18 protein-coding genes and 1 tRNA gene are annotated in these 20,152 nt (G+C 59.2%); 10 read left to right on the top strand and 9 right to left on the bottom strand.

Translation table 11 applies throughout. The features are described from left to right. Positions 1–21: 21 nt before the first annotated feature. The 6 genes from EV130_RS12570 to mepA all read right to left on the bottom strand — a co-directional run bounded on the left by EV130_RS12570 (position 22) and on the right by mepA (position 5,967). Positions 22–657: a 2,3-bisphosphoglycerate-dependent phosphoglycerate mutase gene (locus EV130_RS12570; RefSeq protein WP_074059789.1), complete on the bottom strand. Its 636-nt coding sequence runs from the start codon at positions 655–657 to the stop codon at positions 22–24. Between the two features lie 22 nt (positions 658–679). Beyond that, entirely contained in the window at positions 680–1,504 is an 825-nt protein-coding gene (gene dapB, locus EV130_RS12565) for a 4-hydroxy-tetrahydrodipicolinate reductase (protein WP_074059790.1), read from the bottom strand. Between the two features lie 18 nt (positions 1,505–1,522). After that, entirely contained in the window at positions 1,523–3,346 is a 1,824-nt protein-coding gene (locus tag EV130_RS12560; protein ID WP_420493361.1) for an ABC transporter ATP-binding protein, read from the bottom strand. 58 nt (positions 3,347–3,404) lie between these two features. Further along, a complete protein-coding gene (locus EV130_RS12555) occupies positions 3,405–4,430 on the bottom strand; it encodes a glucokinase (protein WP_074059792.1) in 1,026 nt (341 codons plus the stop codon). A gap of 15 nt (positions 4,431–4,445) precedes the next feature. Continuing rightward, a complete protein-coding gene (locus EV130_RS12550) occupies positions 4,446–4,826 on the bottom strand; it encodes a methylglyoxal synthase (protein WP_022713281.1) in 381 nt (126 codons plus the stop codon). An 85-nt stretch (positions 4,827–4,911) separates the two neighbouring features. Beyond that, positions 4,912–5,967: a penicillin-insensitive murein endopeptidase gene (gene mepA, locus EV130_RS12545; RefSeq protein ID WP_074059793.1), complete on the bottom strand. Its 1,056-nt coding sequence runs from the start codon at positions 5,965–5,967 to the stop codon at positions 4,912–4,914. Positions 5,968–6,194: 227 nt separating this feature from the next. Between mepA and EV130_RS12540 the strand changes: the two genes are divergently transcribed. From EV130_RS12540 to pncB, 7 genes are all read left to right on the top strand, one after another. Continuing rightward, entirely contained in the window at positions 6,195–8,030 is a 1,836-nt protein-coding gene (locus EV130_RS12540; protein ID WP_074059795.1) for an extracellular solute-binding protein, read from the top strand. Positions 8,031–8,190: 160 nt separating this feature from the next. Continuing rightward, entirely contained in the window at positions 8,191–9,276 is a 1,086-nt protein-coding gene (locus tag EV130_RS12535; protein WP_074059796.1) for a microcin C ABC transporter permease YejB, read from the top strand. Further along, positions 9,276–10,424 carry an ABC transporter permease gene (locus EV130_RS12530; RefSeq protein WP_074059797.1) on the top strand — a complete coding sequence of 383 codons (1,149 nt, stop codon included), beginning with the start codon at positions 9,276–9,278 and terminating at the stop codon, positions 10,422–10,424. The genes EV130_RS12535 and EV130_RS12530 overlap by 1 nt, the downstream gene beginning before the upstream one ends. Next, the gene (locus EV130_RS12525; protein WP_074059798.1) at positions 10,421–12,058 is read left to right on the top strand and encodes an ABC transporter ATP-binding protein; all 1,638 of its coding nucleotides are present in this window, start codon (positions 10,421–10,423) and stop codon (positions 12,056–12,058) included. Before EV130_RS12530 ends, EV130_RS12525 begins: the two co-directional genes overlap by 4 nt. Positions 12,059–12,066: 8 nt before the next feature. Continuing rightward, the gene (locus EV130_RS12520; protein WP_074059799.1) at positions 12,067–13,026 is read left to right on the top strand and encodes a 2-hydroxyacid dehydrogenase; all 960 of its coding nucleotides are present in this window, start codon (positions 12,067–12,069) and stop codon (positions 13,024–13,026) included. Between the two features lie 98 nt (positions 13,027–13,124). Beyond that, positions 13,125–13,493, top strand: a complete 369-nt coding sequence (locus tag EV130_RS12515) for a flagellar basal body-associated FliL family protein (protein WP_074059800.1) — start codon at positions 13,125–13,127, stop codon at positions 13,491–13,493. 165 nt (positions 13,494–13,658) lie between these two features. After that, entirely contained in the window at positions 13,659–14,963 is a 1,305-nt protein-coding gene (gene pncB, locus EV130_RS12510) for a nicotinate phosphoribosyltransferase (protein WP_074059801.1), read from the top strand. Positions 14,964–14,969: 6 nt separating this feature from the next. On the opposite strand, the gene EV130_RS12505 is transcribed toward pncB, so the two are convergent. Together EV130_RS12505 and EV130_RS12500 are read right to left on the bottom strand one after the other, a co-directional pair. After that, positions 14,970–15,941 carry a DUF72 domain-containing protein gene (locus tag EV130_RS12505; RefSeq protein WP_074059802.1) on the bottom strand — a complete coding sequence of 324 codons (972 nt, stop codon included), beginning with the start codon at positions 15,939–15,941 and terminating at the stop codon, positions 14,970–14,972. 54 nt (positions 15,942–15,995) lie between these two features. Continuing rightward, positions 15,996–16,187, bottom strand: a complete 192-nt coding sequence (locus EV130_RS12500) for a DUF2735 domain-containing protein (RefSeq protein ID WP_074063004.1) — start codon at positions 16,185–16,187, stop codon at positions 15,996–15,998. Positions 16,188–16,594: 407 nt separating this feature from the next. On the opposite strand from EV130_RS12500, the gene EV130_RS12495 reads away from it, so the two are divergent. Further along, positions 16,595–17,635, top strand: coding sequence for a glutamine synthetase beta-grasp domain-containing protein (locus EV130_RS12495; RefSeq protein ID WP_074059803.1), 1,041 nt, complete (start codon positions 16,595–16,597; stop codon positions 17,633–17,635). Between the two features lie 114 nt (positions 17,636–17,749). Beyond that, positions 17,750–18,994, top strand: a complete 1,245-nt coding sequence (locus EV130_RS12490) for a DUF763 domain-containing protein (protein ID WP_074059804.1) — start codon at positions 17,750–17,752, stop codon at positions 18,992–18,994. A 202-nt stretch (positions 18,995–19,196) separates the two neighbouring features. Here the strand turns inward: EV130_RS12490 and EV130_RS12485 are convergent. Next, positions 19,197–19,286, bottom strand: a tRNA-Ser gene (locus EV130_RS12485). 224 nt (positions 19,287–19,510) lie between these two features. On the opposite strand from EV130_RS12485, the gene EV130_RS12480 reads away from it, so the two are divergent. Then, positions 19,511–19,828 carry a hypothetical protein gene (locus EV130_RS12480; RefSeq protein WP_074059805.1) on the top strand — a complete coding sequence of 106 codons (318 nt, stop codon included), beginning with the start codon at positions 19,511–19,513 and terminating at the stop codon, positions 19,826–19,828. Positions 19,829–20,152 lie beyond the last annotated feature (324 nt).

The raw sequence follows: 20,152 nt of genomic DNA, 5'->3' as shown, positions 1-20,152 counted from the left end.
TTTGAATGAGATTTCGAAGGCTTAATGGGCCCCGGACATGTCGCCGAGCACTTCCTTGGAAGCGACGGTGGAGTCGGAATTGAGCTTGTAGACCATGGGAACGCCGGTCGCGAGGTTGAGTGCCAGGATCTGCTCCTTGGTCAGGCGGTCCAGCACCATGACCAGCGAACGCAGCGAGTTGCCGTGGGCAGCGACAAGCACTTTTTCACCGCGCAATACGCGTGGAAGAATCTCGGTGAGATAGTACGGCCAGACGCGCGCGCCCGTATCGCGCAGGCTTTCGCCGCCAGGAGGGGGGACGTCGTAGGAACGCCGCCAGATATGAACCTGCTCCTCGCCCCATTTGGCGCGTGCATCGTCCTTGTTGAGGCCCGAGAGGTCACCGTAATCGCGCTCGTTAAGCGCCTGGTCGCGGATCGTCTCGAGGTCCGGCTGGCCGATTTTGTCGAGAATGAGCGTAAGCGTGTGCTGCGCGCGCACGAGCGCCGACGTGAAGGCGATATCGAATTTCATGCCGTAGTCGGCGAGCGCCTGTCCACCCGCATTGGCTTCTTCGATACCGAGTTCCGTGAGACCTGGATCCTTCCAGCCGGTGAAGAGATTTTTCAGGTTCCAGTCGCTCTGGCCGTGGCGAACGAGGACGAGGGTGCCGCTCATGAAATATGCCTCCGTAATGAGATCAATGTGAAGGGAGCCCGAGCACGTCGAGCATGGAGTAGAAGCCGGGCTTCTTGTCGCGCGCCCAGAGCGCCGCCTTGATGGCGCCTCGAGCGAAGATCGAACGGTCAGCGGCGCTGTGCGACATCGATACAATCTCGCCTTCTCCGGCGAAGAGGACGGAATGTTCTCCGATCACCGAACCGCCGCGCAGCGTCGCAAAGCCGACCGTACCCGTTTGGCGCGCGCCGGTATGGCCGTCGCGAACGCGGACGGATTGCGCCGACAGGTCGATATTCCGGCCTTTGGCGGCAGCTTCTCCCAGAAGCAATGCGGTGCCCGACGGCGCATCGACCTTGCGCTTGTGGTGCATTTCGAGGATTTCGATATCCCAATCGGCAGCGTCGAGCGCTCGTGCGGCCTGCTCCACGAAAACGCTGAGGAGGTTCACGCCAAGACTCATATTGCCCGATTTCACGATACGCGCATGACGCGATGCTGCCACGATTTTGGCATTATCCGCATCCGAACACCCGGTGGTGCCGATGACATGGACGATACGCGCCTGAGCGGCGAGTGCAGCAAATTCGTTTGTTGTCCCGGGCGTCGTAAAATCCAGGACGCCGTCGGCATGAAGAAAGGCCGCGAGAGGATCGTCGCCAATGGTGACGCCGTTTGGTCCAAGGCCTGCAATTTCGCCTGCATCCTTGCCGACGAATGGCGAACCAGACCGGGCCACGGCCGCATGCAGCGTGACACCCTCCATGGCATGGATAAGCCGGATCAGCGCCTGTCCCATGCGACCCGCTGCCCCCACCACCACCAGCTTCATCGCAGTATCGCTCATGTCAGCTCATAATCCGTGTCAAAAAGAATCCGAGGCGGCGGGCCGCTGAAGATTGTTGAGGCGAGCGTAAAGTCCGTCGGTACGCTTCGCAAGCGTCTCGTGATTGCCTTCTTCGACGACACGACCCTGCTGCATCACGACCATCTTGTCGGCACGCATGACGGTGGAAAGACGATGGGCGATGACGACCACGGTGCGGCCGGTCATCGCTTCATCGAGCGCCCTCTGCACGGCCGCCTCGGATTCCGTATCGAGTGCCGACGTCGCCTCGTCGAGAAGCAGGATGGGCGCCTTGCGGACGAGCGCCCGGGCGATCGACAGTCGCTGGCGCTGGCCGCCTGAAAGCGTCACGCCGTTTTCTCCGACAGGCGTGTCGTAGCCGTTGGGCTGCGCCAGGATGAAATCGTGGGCGTAGGCAAGCCGGGCGGCCTCTTCCACCTCGGCGTCCGTGGCTTCCGGCCGCCCGTAACGGATGTTTTCGCGGATCGTGCCTTCGAAGAGGTACGGCTGCTGCGACACATAGGCGAGTTGCTGGCGGAGCGACTGTTTGGCGACATGTGCGATATCCTGGCCATCGATGAAGATCTGACCGCTCGTGGGGTCGAAGAAGCGCGGAATGAGATTGATGACCGTCGACTTGCCGGCACCGGAAGGGCCGACAAGCGCCGTCGTCTTCCCGCCCTCTGCAACGAAACTCACGTTGTTGAGGATCGGATCGGCACTGTAAGCAAAGGACACGTCACGGAACTCGATGCTGGCGCTCGTCACGTTCAACGGCTTGGCATCGGGAAGATCGCGCTGACGCGGTTCCATGTCGAGCAGTTCGTAGATCATGCGGGCATTGACGACGGCGCGCTCCAGCTGAACCTGCAGCCTTGCAAGGCGGCGGGCCGGATCGTAGGCGAGCAGCAATGCCGTTACGAAGGAGAAGAATGCGCCCGGCGGCACATTATGATAGATCGAACGGTAAGCGGCATAGGCAAGGATGCTGGCGACGGCGAAACCGGCGAAGGTCTCCGTCATCGGCGCGTTGCGCTCCGAGAGGCGCGCGATCCGATTTGCACGGTTTTCAGCAGCCGCGACAAGCTTGTCGAGCTTGCGTACCAGTTCGGCTTCCATTGTGAAGGCTTTGACGATCGCAATTCCCTGGATCGTTTCCTGCATTGCGCCCAAGACGTGGCTGTTGAGATGAATGGCTTCCCTGGTCACCTGACGCAGACGCTTGGAAAGGTACCGCAAGCCATAGAGGAGCGGTGGAGCCAGGATGAAGACTGCGAGTGTCAGCAGCGGATCCTGAAAAACCATTACGCCGATCAGAGCGATGAAAGTGAGCAGGTCTCGCGCAGTCGACGTGATGGTCAAATTCATGACATCGCGGATTCCGCCGACATTCTGGCTGACTTGCGCTGCGATATGCGCCGAACGGGCTTCGTTGTAGAAGCCGACGGACAGCGTCATCAGGTGGGCATAAAGGCGCCGCTGGTAGCGCGCCACGATATTGTTTCCGATCCTGGACAAAGCCACTGCTTGGCCGTAGCTCGCAAAGCCACGCAGTACGAACGCGATGAAGATCGCAAGACAAATGATCCAGACCATGTCCGCACGGCGATTGGCGAAAGCTTCGTCAATGATCACCTTCATGATCCACGCGGTGAACGCAGTCGAAAGGGCGACAACAACGAGGCAGCTGATTGCGAAAGCATAGCCCCCGATATGATCACGGCCGTTTTCGGCGATGATGCGCTTCAAGACGCCGGTGATGGTATCGCTGCTGACGGTGCGCTTTTTGTTCGCGGACGATTCCAAAAATAAGCTTCCTGTCTCGGACTGCGTGCGCCACATGAGCCGCGCGCTTGCGGCGGCTCTATAAAGAGTTGGCGCGCCTTTGGCTAGAGCGGGGCTATCGGCGCCAGCGGCGGCCTTCGGTTGAGACGCCGAAGCTTGCGGGCTGGCGTGCATAGAAGGAAAGCCCTGCAAGAGCTGCAAGCGGGTGAGTCACCACATAAGTCGGAATCGCTTTCAGCCAGTGCGAGTGCGGCGCTTTGTCCTCGAAAGCGGCGCGGAATTCGGGCCGTCTCAATGCCGGCAGGATCTTTTGTGAGATGCCGCCTGAAAGATAGACTCCGCCTTTGGCCATGAAGATCATTGCCAGATCGCCCGCGAGGCGGCCGAGGTAAGTTGAAAAAAGCGAGATGGTCTCCCCCGCCGTCTTGTCGGTTCCAGCAAGCGCATGAGAGGTGATATCGGCTGGATCGTGGTATTTGATTTCAATGTCGTCGGCCTTGCAGATCGCGCGGTAGAGATTGACGATGCCCCGCCCGCAAAGGATCTGTTCGGCTGCGACGCGGCCTTCGATGGTCTCGACATGCGGGAAGATTTGAAGGTCGCGCTTGCTGCGCGGTCCGAGATCGACATGTCCGCCTTCGCCCGGAACGGGAATCCACGAGCCTTGCGCATGCACCAGCCCGCCAACGCCAAGCCCGGTGCCGGGACCGAGCACAACACGGGAAGCGACAAGTTCTCCGGATGCGGCGCCAATGCGCTCGCGATCGTTCTCACCCAGGGCGGAAATCGCCAGTGCCTGTGCCTCGAAATCATTGATGACAATCACGTCCTCGATCCCCAGATCTTCAATCATCGTGCCAGGACGGACGATCCAGTCACAATTGGTCAGCGGAATTTCATCGCCGTTGATCGGACCGGCAACGGCGAGAATAGCCGCACGCGGGCGCATCTCAGTCTTTGCAAAAACGCCCTTCAGGATCGCTTCATCGATGGTTCCGAAATCGGCGGTACGAACGTTGGGGAAATTGACGGCCTCGGCAGAGGCGTCCGCGAGAATGGAGAAGCGTGCATTTGTTCCGCCGATATCGCCAATCAGGATTGGAAAAGGCAGGTGGGCACCCTTTGTTTTGAGCATGGACATAGCCGTTTTCCGTGTCTAGGCGTGCAGAGTCGGGATGAGTTTTTCGGCAGTCGCTTCGTTCAGCGCCATCGGAATATCGTAAACGATCGCAAGCCGCATCAATGCCTTCACGTCGACATCATGCGGCATCGGCGTCAATGGATCGACAAAAAAGATGAGGGCGCCAACTTCACCAGTCGAAATCAATGCGCCGATCTGCTGATCGCCGCCGAGCGGCCCGCTCTTCAGCCGGGTGACGTCGAGATCGGGGACGGCATCGAGGACGCGGCCGCCGGTTGTTCCGGTTGCCACGATCTTCCATTTGGAAAGCTGGTCTTTGTTGCGGCGGGCAAATTCCGCCATCTCGTTCTTCTTCTGGTCATGCGCAATCAATGCGAGGCATTTGCCGCCGGCCATGAAAAAGAACCTCCAACCCTTGAATTCAATCGATTTGGCCGCTTCTATACCAAGCCCATGATCTGAAAAACAAGCATTTCCGCTCTCATTGCACCAGGGGCTTGTCGGTGGGGACCGGGCCGATGGCAGGAAGAAGGTCACCGGCTGCTGCTGGTACGGCTGGTGCCACTGTCAGGGCGGTTGCGTCCGGACCGCCATCAGCCGCCGCGATGGATGCAGCCGGCGGCGCATCCAGAACGGCAGCGCAAGATTTCGGAAGATCGGACACCATCATCTCGCGCGGCGGCTTAGGTGGCCGGACATTTGGCTTCGGCGCGGCCCACGGCTCCTTGGTAAACCACCAGGCCAGCGACTTGCCGCAGCCATCGCCGTCGGAAATTGGCGCCTGCGGCTTGCAAGCCGCAGCGCCTGGCGGGCATTTCATACGAATGTGAAAATGCGAATCGTGGCCGTATATCGGACGCAGCTTGCCGAGGTTCGTGCGCTCGCCCGTCCAGGTATCGCACATCTTTTTCTTGATCGCGGGGTTGACGAAAATGCGCTCCACCTGGGGATAACTTGCCGCAAGCATCAGGAGCTTGGCATGGGATTGCGTCCAGACCCTAGGGTCGATGGTCAGGAACTTCCCCTTCTGCAGCGTCGTGGTGAAGGGAAGTTCTTCGCGCTCCTGTGCTGTCAGCCGGCGTGAAGGCATCGGTGTCAGCCAGACGTCGGCATCGAGGCCGATCTGGTGCGAGGCGTGGCCGTTGAACATGGGCCCGCCGCGAGGTTGGGCAATATCGCCGACCAGCAGGCCCGGCCAGCCGATCTTCTGTTGCGCATCGCGGGACAATTGCTCAAGCAATGCAATCATTGCCGGATTGCCCCAGCGGCGGTTGCGGGAAAGGCGCATCGCCTGCCACGTCGGACCGTCCACGGGTAGCGCGATGCCGCCCAGCATGCACCCCTTCGAATAGAAGCCGATCGATTGGGCCGGGCCCTGTGCGGGCAGGGAAGCCGAACCGAAGAGTGCTTTGGCGCTGCCGGGACTCGGCTGTTTCTGCTGTGCTCCCGCATCGCCCGCGATCAGACTCGCACCGATAATACCCGCCAAGGCGAGTCTGCCGATTGTCTGGAAAGGCGCAGCAAGGCGGATTGTCATGCGGTATCTCGAATGTCTGCCGAAGTGATTTGCATCGAGCCTACCGTGAAAAGCAATTTTGGTGAATCGATGTTTTGGCAGAAAGGTCCGGACGATGTTTGCGTGAGGCGGGAGGGCCTGCAGGCGGTCAAAATTCTGCGAGATGGACGAAAACGTCACACTTTCCTGTTTTTTGCCTGTATTTCCCGTATTCTCGAAGAAAGCTAAGATAGTACGGGGTTTGGTGAATGGCACTCGCATGGTCGAAAAGAAGTATGCTCGTTGCTCTGGTTGCCTTGATCTCCTTGCCAATGGGAGTGTCGGCGCAAGACCAGGACTTCAGGATTGGCACCTCGACGATAGGCGAGCTCAAATACCAGCCCGGCTTCAAACATTTCGATTACGTTAATCCGGAGGCACCGAAAGGGGGGAACCTGAGGCTTTCGACATCGGGCACTTTCGACACCTTCAACCCTGTGCTTGCGAAGGGCGAGGCTGCGATCGGGATGGCATTGTCCTTCGAAACCTTACTGAAATCCGCCGATGACGAAGTGCTCTCGTCATATGGCCTTCTGGCGGAGGGCGTTTCCTTTCCTGACGACGTATCGAGCGCGACGTTCCGGCTTCGCGTGGAGGCAAAATGGGCGGATGGCCGGCCTGTGACGCCCGAAGACGTCATCTTCAGCTTCGATAAGACCAAAGAACTCAGTCCGCTTCAGGCCAATTATTACAAGCATGTCGTCAAGGCAGAGAAAGTGGGCGATCGCGATGTGAAGTTCACCTTCGATGAAAAAGACAACAAGGAATTGCCCAATATTCTGGGCCAGCTTGTTGTCGTCCCCAAACATTGGTGGGAGGGCACCGGCCCGGACGGCAAAACCAGGGATATTTCGAAGACGACGCTCGAGCCGGTAATGGGGTCGGGACCTTACAAGATCGCTGCCTTTTCCGCAGGCTCAACCATCCGCTATGAACTGCGGGACGATTATTGGGGGAAGGACATCAATGTGAATGTCGGCCAGAACAACTTTCGTTCGGTCACATACACCTATTTCGGCGATCGTGACGTGGAATTCGAGGCCTTCCGCTCCGGCAATATCGACTACTGGCAGGAAACGCAGGCAAGCCGCTGGGCGACCGGATACGATTTTCCGGCGGTAAGGGAAGGCCGCGTCAAGAAGGAGGCACCCACCAACCCGCTCCGTGCCACCGGCATTCTGCAGGCTCTGGTGCCCAACATGCGACGTGACCTCTTCAAGGACGAGAAGGTGCGCGAGGCGCTGAACTACGGGTTCGATTTCGAAGAACTGAACCGCACGGTCGCCTTCAACAGCTACAAGCGTATCGACAGCTATTTCTGGAATACCGAGCTTGCCTCTTCCGGCCTGCCGCAGGGCCGGGAACTGGAGATTCTTCAAGGCTTGAAGGACAAGGTGCCACCGGAGGTCTTCACTGCGCCCTACAGCAATCCGGTTGGCGGCGATCCACAAAAGAGCCGTGACAACCTTCGCAAGGCCATCGCGCTTTTCAAGGAGGCCGGCTGGAACCTCAAGGGCAATCGCATGGTCAATGCCAAGACCGGTCAGCCGATGAGTTTCGAGATCCTGCTGTCGAGCCCGATGCTGGAGCGTTGGGTCGTGCCTTATGTCAACAACCTCAAGAAGATCGGCGTGGATGCTCGGGTCAGGACCGTCGATGCCTCGCAATATACCAATCGGGTGCGCAGTTTCGATTACGACATGATCTGGAACGTCTGGGCAGAGACGATGAATCCGGGCAACGAGCAGGCCGACTATTGGGGATCGGATTCGGTCGCTCAACAGGGCTCGCGCAATTATGCCGGCATTGCCAATCCGGCAGTCGACGCGCTTGTCCGCATGATCATCTTTTCGCCGAACCGCGCCGAACAGGTGGCGGCGATCAAGGCCATGGACCGCGTTCTGCTTGCCAACAACTATGTCATCCCGCTCTTTTATCGTGACAGCTATTGGATTGCCTATTGGAACACGATCACACGGCCGGCGGAGCTGCCGGCATACTCCCTCGGCTTCCCGGACGTGTGGTGGTCGAAGGACGCAAAGTAGCGGGCTTGCATTGCCGGAATGGCTGGGTTCCAAATGGACCGTCCGAATCACTTCGGAAACCCTGAAAAGCCGGTGCGCCCGGCGGGAAGGCTGGCGAATTGAAGACTCCTGATGCAACGCGCACCCTGATGAAATTCGAGACCTGGAAGGCTGGGCGCTGATGGGAGCATACATTCTTCGACGCCTGCTTTTGATGATACCGACGCTTGTCGGCATCATGGCAATTTCCTTTACCGTCATTCAGTTTGCGCCTGGTGGCCCTGTTGAGCAGGTCATTGCGCAGCTGACAGGCCAGGCCGACAGTGCCGACCAGAGGATTTCCGGTGGCGGCGATGTCGCACAGCAGTTCGATAGCAGCGATTCCAGTTACCGCGGTGCTCAGGGCCTCGATCCGGAACTGATCGCCAAGCTCGAGAAGCAGTTCGGCTTCGACAAGCCGCCACTGACGCGCTTTTTGGAAATGATGTGGAACTACATCCGTTTCGATTTCGGCGAGAGCTTCTTTCGCAATACCTCGGTGCTGGATCTCATCAAGGAAAAGCTGCCGGTTTCGGTTTCGCTCGGCATCTGGATCATGATCTTCTCGTACGCCATTTCCATTCCCCTCGGCATCCGCAAGGCGGTGAAGGATGGATCGACCTTCGACGTATGGACGTCCGGCGCCATTATCGTCGGTTACGCTGTGCCGAGCTTCTTGTTCGGCATCCTCTTGATCGTGCTTTTCGCCGGCGGCTCGTTCTACAACTGGTTTCCGCTCCGCGGATTGGTCTCGGACAATTTCGACCAGCTCGCCTGGTGGCAGAAGCCGCTCGATTATTTCTGGCACCTGACCCTGCCGCTGATTTCACTTTCGCTTTCCGCTTTTGCGACAACGACGCTTTTGACGAAGAATTCCTTCATCGAGGAGATCAAGAAGCAATATGTCACGACGGCCCGCGCCAAAGGCTTGAATGAGCGGCAGGTGCTCTACGGTCATGTCTTCCGCAATGCCATGCTGGTCGTCATCGCCAGTTTTCCGGGCGCCTTTATTTCCGCCTTCTTCACCGGTTCGCTGCTGATCGAGAATATCTTCTCGCTCGACGGACTTGGCCGCCTCGGCTATCTCTCGGTCGTGAACCGCGACTACCCGATCGTCTTTGCAACGCTTTACATCTTCTCGCTGCTCGGCCTTTTCGTCAGCCTGATCTCTGACCTGATCTATACCTGGATCGATCCGCGTATCGATTTCGAGCGGAGGGATGTCTGATGGATGCGGCTGCCAACCCGACGTCGGTTTCGCCGGTCAAGCCACCGCGCAAGGGCCTGTTTTCCCCAACGAACATTCGCCGCTGGCAAAATTTCAAGGCGAACCGGCGCGGCTACTGGTCGTTCTGGCTGTTCATGGCGCTGTTTGTCCTGACGCTGTTTTCGGAATTCATCGCCAACGACAAGCCGGTCATCGCCTCCTACAAGGGGGAAATTCTGTTTCCGGTGCTGGTTGATTATCCGGAGGAAAAGTTCGGCGGCTTCCTGGCGGAAACGGATTACCGCTCGGATGTGATTGCCGATGAGATCAAGGCCAATGGCTGGATGATATGGCCGCCGATCCGTTATTCCTATCGGTCTGTGAATTCCAACATCCCGCATTCCGCGCCGACGCCGCCATTCTGGCTTATGAGCAAGGAGGAGCGCTGCTCAGGCTATCCGCAAGGCGTCAACGATCCCAATTGCAATTACGGCAATCTCAACTGGCTCGGAACCGACGATCAGGCGCGCGACGTGCTGGCGCGCATCATCTACGGTTTTCGTATATCCGTGCTCTTCGGCCTTGCATTGACCATCTGCTCGGCAATCGTCGGCGTGACGGCCGGTGCCGTGCAAGGTTATTTCGGCGGTTGGACGGACCTGCTCTTGCAGCGCTTCATCGAGATATGGTCCTCGATGCCCGTGCTCTACATCTTGCTGATCATCGCCGCGATCCTGCCGCCGGGCTTTTTCGTGCTGCTCGGCATCATGCTGCTCTTCTCCTGGGTGGGGTTCGTCGGTGTCGTGCGCGCGGAGTTCCTGCGCGCCCGCAACTTCGAATATGTCCGCGCCGCCCGCGCGCTCGGTGTCAACAACCGGACGATCATGTGGCGCCACATGCTGCCGAACGCCATGGTGGCAACCCTGACGTTCCTGCCCTTCATCCTGTCAGGCTCGATCACGACGCTCACCTCGCTCGACTTCCTGGGTTTCGGCATGCCGCCCGGTTCGCCGTCGCTCGGCGAAATGATCGCGCAGGGCAAGGCCAATCTTCAGGCGCCATGGCTGGGGTTGGCGGCCTTCTTCACAATGTCGATCATGCTTTCCCTACTGATCTTCATCGGCGAGGCCGTGCGCGACGCGTTCGACCCGAGAAAGACCTTCGCATGAGCCAGATGCATGAACCCCTTCTCTCCGTCCGCGATCTTTCCGTCGCCTTCCATCAAAGCGGCGAAACATCGCTGGCTGTCGACCGCATCTCCTTCGACGTCAACAAGGGCGAGGTCGTGGCGCTGGTCGGCGAATCGGGATCGGGCAAATCCGTCTCCGCAAATTCCATCCTGCGGCTTTTGCCTTATCCTGCAGCAAGCCATCCGACTGGCGAAATCTTCTTCAAGGGCAAGGATCTGCTCAAGGCATCGGAGAGGGCGCTGCGCGAGGTGCGCGGCAACGATATCACGATGATCTTCCAGGAGCCGATGACCTCGCTCAATCCGCTTCACACGATCGAAAAGCAGATCGCCGAAATCCTCGATCTGCACCAGGGCGTCACGGGACAGGCGGCCCGCACGCGGGTGCTGGAACTCTTGAACCAGGTCGGCATCCGCGAGCCCGAAAAGCGGCTGAAAGCTTATCCGCACGAGCTCTCCGGCGGCCAGCGCCAGCGCGTCATGATCGCGATGGCGCTCGCCAACCGGCCCGAACTCTTGATCGCCGACGAGCCGACGACGGCGCTCGATGTCACGGTCCAGGCACAGATTTTGGATCTGCTGCGCAAGCTGAAATCCGCGCACGGCATGTCGCTGCTCTTCATTACCCATGATCTCGGCATCGTCCGCAAATTCGCCGATCGCGTCTGTGTCATGACCAAAGGCAGGATTGTCGAGACGGGTACGGTCGAAGAGGTCTTCAGCAATCCCAAGCATGACTACACGCGCCATCTGCTCGCCGCCGAGCCGCGCGGTGAGCCACCTGTTGCCGATCCGTCCAAGCCGTTGGTGATGGAGGGCTCGGATATCCGGGTCTGGTTCCCGATCAAGGCGGGATTGATGCGCAGGGTCGTCGACCATGTAAAGGCCGTCGACGGCATCGATCTTTCGCTGCGCGCCGGCCAGACACTCGGAGTTGTCGGCGAATCGGGCTCTGGCAAGACGACGCTCGGACTTGCGCTCACAAGACTGATTTCCTCCAAGGGGCGCATCAGCTTCGTCGGCAAGGATATAGCAGACTATTCGTTCACCGAAATGCGGCCGCTACGCAACCAGCTCCAGGTCGTTTTCCAGGATCCCTACGGCTCGCTCAGCCCCCGCATGTCGGTCGGCGATATCATCGCGGAAGGGCTGAAAGTGCATGAGCGCTCGCAGTCGCATGAAGAGCGGGACCAGCGCGTCTGCTGGGCGCTGGAGGAAGTTGGCCTCGACCCGCTGACCCGCTGGCGCTATCCGCACGAATTCTCCGGCGGTCAGCGTCAGCGTATCGCGATTGCCCGCGCCATGGTGCTGAAGCCGCGCTTCGTCATGCTCGACGAGCCGACATCGGCCCTCGACATGAGCGTCCAGGCACAGGTTGTCGACCTTTTGCGCGACCTGCAGAAGAAGCACGATCTGGCCTACCTCTTCATCAGCCACGACCTGAAGGTCGTCAAGGCGCTCGCCAACGACGTCATCGTCATGCGTTTCGGCAAGGTGGTAGAGCAGGGGCCGTCGGCAGAAATTTTCCGGACGCCGAAAGACGACTACACCAAGGCGCTGATGGCGGCCGCTTTCAATATCGAGGCAGTGCCGGCGCCTGCCGTAAAGCAGTAGAAGAGATTATGCCCGCAAGACCTCCTGTTCTCGTTGATTTGAAGTTCAACCCTGAAGGCATCGCCCGTATTTTGAAAACAGCGTTTCCTGATCGCGGCAGCATCAATCTTGCCGATCCTGCGGCCAGGAACCGCGATTTGAGCGCGATCGACTACGCCTTGCTGTGGAAGCCGGATGCCGACCTATTCGAACGCGCACCGAACTTGAAGGTGATCTTCTCGGGTGGTGCCGGTGTCGATAGCTTCATGAACCTTCCGGGATTGCCGGATGTGCCGGTCGTTCGCTTCGTCGACAAAAGCCTGACGGTGCGAATGAGCGAATGGGTGGTGCTGCAGTGCCTGATGCACCTGCGCCAGCAGCGCGCACATGACCGGCATCAGCGCGATCGGATCTGGAGCCAGATGGCGCCGCCGGAAGCTGCCGACATCACCGTTGGCGTTATGGGACTTGGGGTATTGGGGCAGGATGCCGTGCGCAAGCTGAAGGCCATGGGCTTCAATGTCATTGGCTGGTCGCGAAGCCGCAAGCGGCTTGATGGGATCGAAACCTTCGACGCAAGCGAACTCGATACCTTTCTGTCGAAGACCGATTTCCTCGTCGGCCTGCTGCCGCTGACGCCGCAAACGTCGGGCCTTTATGATGCGCGGCTGTTTGCAAAGCTCCGTCGGGACGGTGCACTCGCAAAGCCGGTCTTCATCAATGCCGGCCGCGGCAAAAGTCAGGTGCAACGCGACATCGTTGCGGCGATTGAAAGCGGCGTGCTCGGCGGCGCATCGCTCGATGTCTTTGAGGTCGAGCCGCTCCCGGCGGACGACCCGCTATGGGGTTTTGAGTGCGTTTTCATCACCCCGCATGATGCCGCAATCTCCGAAGAGAATGCGCTCTTCCGCCATGTCGAGGCGCAGATTGCCCGCTACGAGCGCGGTGAGCCGCTGGAGTTCGTGGTGGACCGGACGGCAGGCTACTGAGGCGGCGTGGAACCATGCCGCCGCATATCCGTTGCCCCTAACGACAGTTCTGAGGCGGGCCGGCATGCGGCCCACGAGACATCGTAAGGGAGACGAAGATGGCTCATCAGATGGAAAAGCGCTGGGAAAATGCGGATGGAAAGCGGCATGCCGAAGAGCAGATTTCCGCGGCAGAGGCAAAGCAGGGCCGCACTGGTGCCCGCATCCTGATGGTCCTGGTCGTTGCGCTCATTCTTGCATTCGTCGTTTGGATCCCGGTCGAAATCTGGGGCAACCGCGAAGCTGATGAAGTTGCGCCACAGCAGCCAGGTCAGGAAATGCAGTCCCAGTCACCGGCACCGGCTGCGCCGCCAACCCTGCAAAATGGCAGTGCGGTTCCCACCGTGACGCCGAACACGCAGCCACCGGCACCGAACGCTGATCCCGCCGCGCCCAGCACACCAGCGCCACCTCAGCCGGCGCAATAGGCTCGGGTAAAAGGCGGTCGTCGAAAGAGGCCCTGCCGCCGTGCTGCGGCAGGGCATTTATTTGCGCTGGACATTACCCGCTGATTTTTCGATAAGAAGGCGCACGAGCCGGTCGTCGTGTGCTGGCCTTTTGCGGCACCCGACCGGATTGGGACGGGATGGAGCATGGCCAAGACAGACATTGCAAGGCGCGTTTACAATCACGCCTGGAAGCTTGATCCCATCGTCCGTAGCCTGATTGATACGGACTTCTACAAGCTACTGATGCTGCAAATGATCTGGAAGCTTTATCCGGATGTCAGCACCACTTTCACGCTCATCAACCGCACCAAGCGTGTGCGCCTGGCCGAGGAGATCGACGAGGGGGAACTGCGCGATCAACTCGATCATGCCCGTACGTTGAGGCTCTCAAAGAAGGAGATGATCTGGCTCGCCGGTAACAGTTTCTATGGCCGCGCGCAGATTTTCGAACCGGAGTTTCTCGCCTGGCTTTCTCATTTCCAACTGCCGGAATACGAGCTGTCAAAGAAGGACGGCCAGTACGTGCTCGACTTCCATGGCTCGTGGAAGGAGACGACGATGTGGGAAATCCCGGCGCTGGCGATTATCAACGAGATGCGCTCGCGCTCGGCGATGAGGGCGCTCGGACCTTTCACGCTGGATGTGCTTTATGCACGCGCCAAAGCCAAGATGTGGGCAAAGGTAGAGCGGCTGCGCGAATTGCCCGGCCTGCGGATCTCCGATTTCGGCACACGCCGCCGCCACAGCTTCCTGTGGCAACGGTGGTGCGTTGAGGCGCTCAAGGAAGGTATCGGTCCCGCTTTCACCGGCACGAGCAATGTATTGCTTGCTATGGATTCCGATCTGGAAGCCGTAGGAACAAACGCCCACGAGCTGCCGATGGTGGCCGCCGCACTTGCCGACACCGACGAGGAGTTGCGCAACGCGCCCTACAAGATCCTGCGGGACTGGAACAGACTCTACGGCGGCAACCTGCTGATCGTGCTGCCGGATGCCTTCGGCACCGCTGCGTTCTTGCGCGACGCGCCCGAGTGGGTCGCTGATTGGACCGGCTTCCGGCCGGACAGTGCGCCGCCGATCGAGGGTGGCGAGAAGATCATCGATTGGTGGAAGAAGATGGGTCGCGATCCACGCCAGAAGCTGCTGATTTTCTCGGATGGACTCGATGTCGACGCAATCATCGATACCTACAGGCATTTCGAGGGCCGTGTTCGCATGAGCTTCGGCTGGGGCACCAATCTGACCAATGATTTTGCGGGCTGCGCGCCGACCGAAATTTCCGGGCTCAACCCGATCTCGATCGTCTGCAAGGTCAGCGAGGCAAACGGCCGCCCGGCGGTCAAGCTCTCCGACAATCCTCAAAAGGCAACTGGAGATCCGGCAGAGGTCGAGCGTTACCTCAAATTCTTCGGCGCGGAAGACCGCACTGAGCAAACGGTTTTCGTTTGATAAAGGTTATGGGGAGGGCCAGTGCGGCCTTGCCTGTTCCTTTTCCTTCCGCCGACTTCTTCTCCGCGGTTTGGCCGACATGGCAGTTTCCTCGAATGGCGAGGCAACGCCAAGCCTCTCGGCAAGCGAGCGTGCATCTGCTGGTGCGCGCACCTTCACGTCGTTGTCGAAATAGACGAAGACGTCACGGCCTTTGGCTGACGTCTTAAGCGGCGGCAATACGCGATTGGCATCTTCCGGCTCGTGTCCGCGCGCCCATGCCGCGATCCGTTTGGCCCAGACATCGAGCGACGCGTCGTCGTATCCGCTGACATAAAGCTCCTCGGATCCATGAAGGCGGCAATAGACGAAGTCGGCAGTGACATCCATCAGAAGCGGCCACTGGACGGTATCGGCGCAGACGAGCCCCACCTGATGTTCGCGCAGCAGTTCGATGAACTGCTTGGAGCAGAAACTGTCGTGGCGAATTTCCAGCGCGTGGCGAAGCGGCTGCTGCACATCGCTTTCCAACCAGTCGCGGCCGTTCAGCCGGTCATCGTGTCGCCTTGCAAGCTTTGCCGCGTCATCCGTGTCCTTCGGCAGCATTGCAAGAAATCGTGCGAAAACTTCTCCGTCGAATTTCATGGTCGGCGGAAACTGCCAAAGAATGGGGCCGAGCTTTGGCCCAAGCCGCAGGAGGCCGGACGCCATGAAATTGGCAAGCGGCGTCTCGACATCGCGAAGCCGCTTCAAATGCGTGATGTAGCGTGAACCTTTCACGGAAAAGACAAAGCCGTCCGGTGTCGCCTCGCGCCAGCGCGCGAAGGCGGCAGGCTTTTGCAACCCGTAAAATGTGCCGTTGATTTCGATGGAGGCAAAATTGCGAGCGGCAAAATTCAATTCGCACTTCTGTGGCAGGCCCTCAGGATAAAACACCCCGCGCCAAGGCGCATAGGTCCAGCCGGATATGCCGATACGGATAGTGCCGTTCCTTGCCATGCAAGGCAAACTGACCGCGCAGCCGCTTGTTCCCCCGCCGCGTCGGTCAGATATTCATGCTTGCGGTTTTCGCTTCTCTTCAGCTTCGCGAATGGCGTCTTCGTGGTACCAGGTATCGAAGGCGGCGTCGCAGACATCGGGATCGATGTCGAGCGGCTTGCGGGCGCCAAGGCGTTCGTCCGGCCTGCGGAACTTCACTGGGAACTGATAGATCTTCGCGGTTTCGCGATGAACATTTGCTGGCATCGACTTGCCTTCCATTCTCTTCGCATACCGGTTGCCCGGGTATTCATAGTAACAGAGTGCACATCATTTGCGCAAATCGCCTAAAAAAACGCCAATAGCTGGGGGATTCATAAGCACTTGATAAAACGTCGAAAATGCCTCGGATTGCCTGCATCTTTTTGAGGCGTTGAGTATAGATCAAAAAAACGTGCGGTGCGCCGATGAGTTCCGTGGCTCTAAACCCTCGCTTTCGTTGAAAGTTGGCGATCGTCTGATGTTTGATTCCCGCCGCGCGTCTCGTTGCAGTCGTCTGTCTGCTCGAAACTGGCACGCCACGTGCTTGGTACCTGGCATCCGGTGGTGATCAAGCACGCGCTTAGCGGTCGCTTCGGAATTTGCTCACACCCTTACGTTTGAGAGACTGGCCAATGACAAAGTATAAGCTCGAGTACATCTGGCTCGACGGTTACACACCGACGCCGAACCTGCGCGGCAAAACGCAGATCAAGGAATTTGACGCGTTTCCTGCTCTTGAGCAGCTTCCGCTGTGGGGCTTCGATGGCTCCTCCACGATGCAGGCCGAAGGCCGCAGCTCCGATTGCGTACTGAAGCCCGTTGCCGTCTATCCGGACCCGGCCCGTACCAACGGTGCGCTCGTCATGTGCGAAGTCATGATGCCCGATGGCGTCACCCCGCATCCGTCGAACAGCCGCGCAACCATCCTTGACGATGAAGACGCCTGGTTCGGCTTTGAGCAAGAATACTTCTTCTACGAAAACGGCCGTCCGCTCGGCTTCCCGGAGCAGGGTTATCCGGCTCCGCAGGGTCCGTACTACACCGGTGTCGGCTACAAGAACGTCGGCAGCGTTGCTCGTGAAATCGTCGAAGAGCATCTCGACCTCTGCTTGGCTGCTGGCATCAACCACGAAGGCATCAATGCCGAAGTGGCCAAGGGCCAGTGGGAATTCCAGATTTTCGGCAAGGGCTCCAAGCGCGCCGCCGACCAGATCTGGATGGCTCGCTACCTGCTTCTCCGCCTTTGCGAAAAGTACGGCATCGACATCGAGTTCCATTGCAAGCCGCTCGGCGATACCGACTGGAACGGCTCGGGCATGCACTGCAACTTCTCGACCAAGTTTATGCGCGAAGTCGGTGGTAAGGCCTACTTCGAAGCGCTCATGGCGCAGTTTGACAAGAACCTGCAGGCTCACATCGACGTCTACGGCCCGGACAATCACTTGCGTCTGACCGGCAAGCACGAAACGGCCCCGTGGAACAAGTTCAGCTACGGCGTTGCCGACCGCGGCGCGTCGATCCGGGTTCCGCACTCCTTCGTCAAGAACGACTACAAGGGCTATCTGGAAGATCGCCGCCCGAACTCGCAGGGTTGCCCTTACCAGATCGCTTCGCAGGTCCTGAAGACGATATCGGAAGTCCCGACCTCTAGCTTCGCTTCGGCTGCTGCCTAAGCCTCAGGCTTTCCTCCCAAGGGCGCCGGTTGCCTAGCAACCGGCGTTTTTTATTTGCGAAGCGCATGCAAGGAAAACATTCCTTCACGCCGTCGGCCGCGTTATAGTCGCAGCATGGCCCAACGAGCAGGCAGCGCTGATCTTCCATTGCATGGCGGCAGAGTTCCGAGGTGGCTTGGCGAGCGGATGACGAAGCTCGGAGCCGTGGTCACCGAAGCAGTCGTGCACCATTATGGCCGGGATGAACTGCTCCGGCGCCTCGCGCATCCCTTCTGGTTCCAGTCTTTCGGTGCCGTGATGGGCATGGATTGGCATTCGTCCGGAATAACCACCAGCGTGCTCGGTGCCCTCAAGCGCGGGCTCACTCCGCTTTCAGGCGAACTTGGCCTGCATGTCTGCGGTGGCCGCGGTTCGCATTCCCGCAAGACGCCGGACGAACTCGTTGCGATCGGTAACCGTGTTGGTTTGGATGGCAGGGCGCTGGCGACTGTGAGCAGGCTTGTGGCGAAAGTCGATAGCGCCGCGGTTCAGGATGGTTTTGCTCTCTATCTCCATGGCTTCATTGTCACGGATGACGGCAAATGGGTCGTGGTGCAGCAAGGCATGAATGGCGACAAGCGGCAGGCCCGGCGTTATCACTGGCTCTCGGAAGGCCTGGAGAGCTTCGTCAATTCGCCGCACACGGCAATCGAGGGCCGCAGCCAGGGCAATATCATCAATCTGGCCGACAGGCGTGCGGAGCGTTCGCGCTCGGGGCAGCTTGATCTCCTAGCAACGCTCGGTCCGGATCGTATCTTGCGCGAAGCGGCAGCTCTGGCGCTCGATACCGCAAAGCCCGCGCCACAGCCCGACCAGCCGCTTCTGCCGCATCTCATCATGCCCGCCCATCACGACGTGCGCGAAAAGGACGTCAACATGAAGCGTCTGCACGGCAGTCTTGCAGCCGCCGCCGACCGCGGACCGGCAGATTTCGAGCAGCTTCTGCTCGTGCCCGGCGTCGGAGCCCGAACGGTACAGGCGCTGGCGATGGTGGCCGAAGTGGTTCATGGTGCGCCCTGCCGCTTTTCCGATCCCGCGCGTTTCTCGCTTGCCCATGGCGGCAAGGACCGGCATCCCTTTCCCGTCCCGCTGAAGGTCTATGATGAGACGATCAAGGTGATGAAGTCTGCCGTGCAAAAGGGCAGGCTCGGCCGCGAGGAGGAACTGCAGGCGCTGAAGCGTCTCGACGACCAGTCCCGCCAGCTCGAGCGATATGCCACTGGCCCCGACCTCAAGGAGATCGTCGCCGGTGAATTTCGAAACTCACCCGACTGGGGCGGCAGAAGCGTCTTCGGCTGGGAGGAAGAGAATTCGCAGTAAGGCGCTCTTACGCGGTGGAAGTCTTGACGCACGCAGAGGCCACGCCGGTGTCAGGTAATCTTTCGATGAACGACAGGTATGACTTCCGCGAAGCTGGTCACGCAGCACATAAAGGGCCGATATGCGCCCAGCTTTGTTACCCGAGACCTTGAGACCGACCGGACAGTTACAAATCGAACTCAGCGCCCACTTTAGACTGAAGTGGCGGACAGAGAGGGATTCGAACCCTCGGTACGCTTTCACGTACACACGCGTTCCAGGCGTGCGCCTTCAACCACTCGGCCACCTGTCCATTTGCGTTTCGCACCCGGAGAGGAGCAAATCGTCGGAACGGCGCGATATATACCGATGAATTTTTGCTGATCAACCTAAATCTAACAGTTTTTTGACTTCTTGCGATAAAACTCCGCCCGCGCTGTCCATTGTGCTTTGAGCGTGAGATAATTATTTATTGGCTAGGGTGGAGAATGGCGCGGCTGACTGGAAAAATCCGGCGGCGGGGCGTCGGAGGTATTGATGCGTTTCTTGTTGCGTTTGGCTAGCCTTGTCGCGCTTGCGGTAGCCGTGATTGCAGGAACGATCGATTCAATTCAATCCGTTGCGGCGTCGGCAGTCGTGATGACTCCGATGGGCGATGCTTGGCAGGATTTGAGCCCTTCGTCGCTTTCGGCACTCCAGTCGTCTGTTTCTTACTATGTGCACCCGCGCTTCTACGCCTTCGTATTCCAATGGCTGATGCTCCAGCCCGCTTTTGCCGTCTTTCTGGTGATCGCGCTGCTGCTTTGGATGATCGGCTACAAGAAGCCGCCGGTGGCGGGCCGCTTTACCGCCTAACAAACCGCGATCCCTTCGTAACGGCTTTGAGCCCGCATCCACGCCGACGACGCAAAGCTTGCCATGCCAGAGCGCTTGGCCACACGTTCCAGACGGAGGCCAGATCTGCCGGCCGCACGTCGAAGATCACCCCGGGGATCGCTGGGGCGCGAAAATACTACCATGCCGAGATTATCACCGGCCGCATCTGGCGAAGGATCCGGAGGGTCATTGCGGTCTTTGAGGAACCGGAGCGAGGCGCCCGATTGGTTCGTAAAATCGCATTCCAACCGCTGATTTTGCGCAAAAATCAGCCCGTTTGGACTGTTTTTCAGCATCTACGTC

It is taken from the genome of Rhizobium azibense, from assembly GCF_004342325.1.
Classification (GTDB): domain Bacteria; phylum Pseudomonadota; class Alphaproteobacteria; order Rhizobiales; family Rhizobiaceae; genus Rhizobium; species Rhizobium etli_B.
This window is presented reverse-complemented; position numbering and strand designations above follow the sequence as displayed.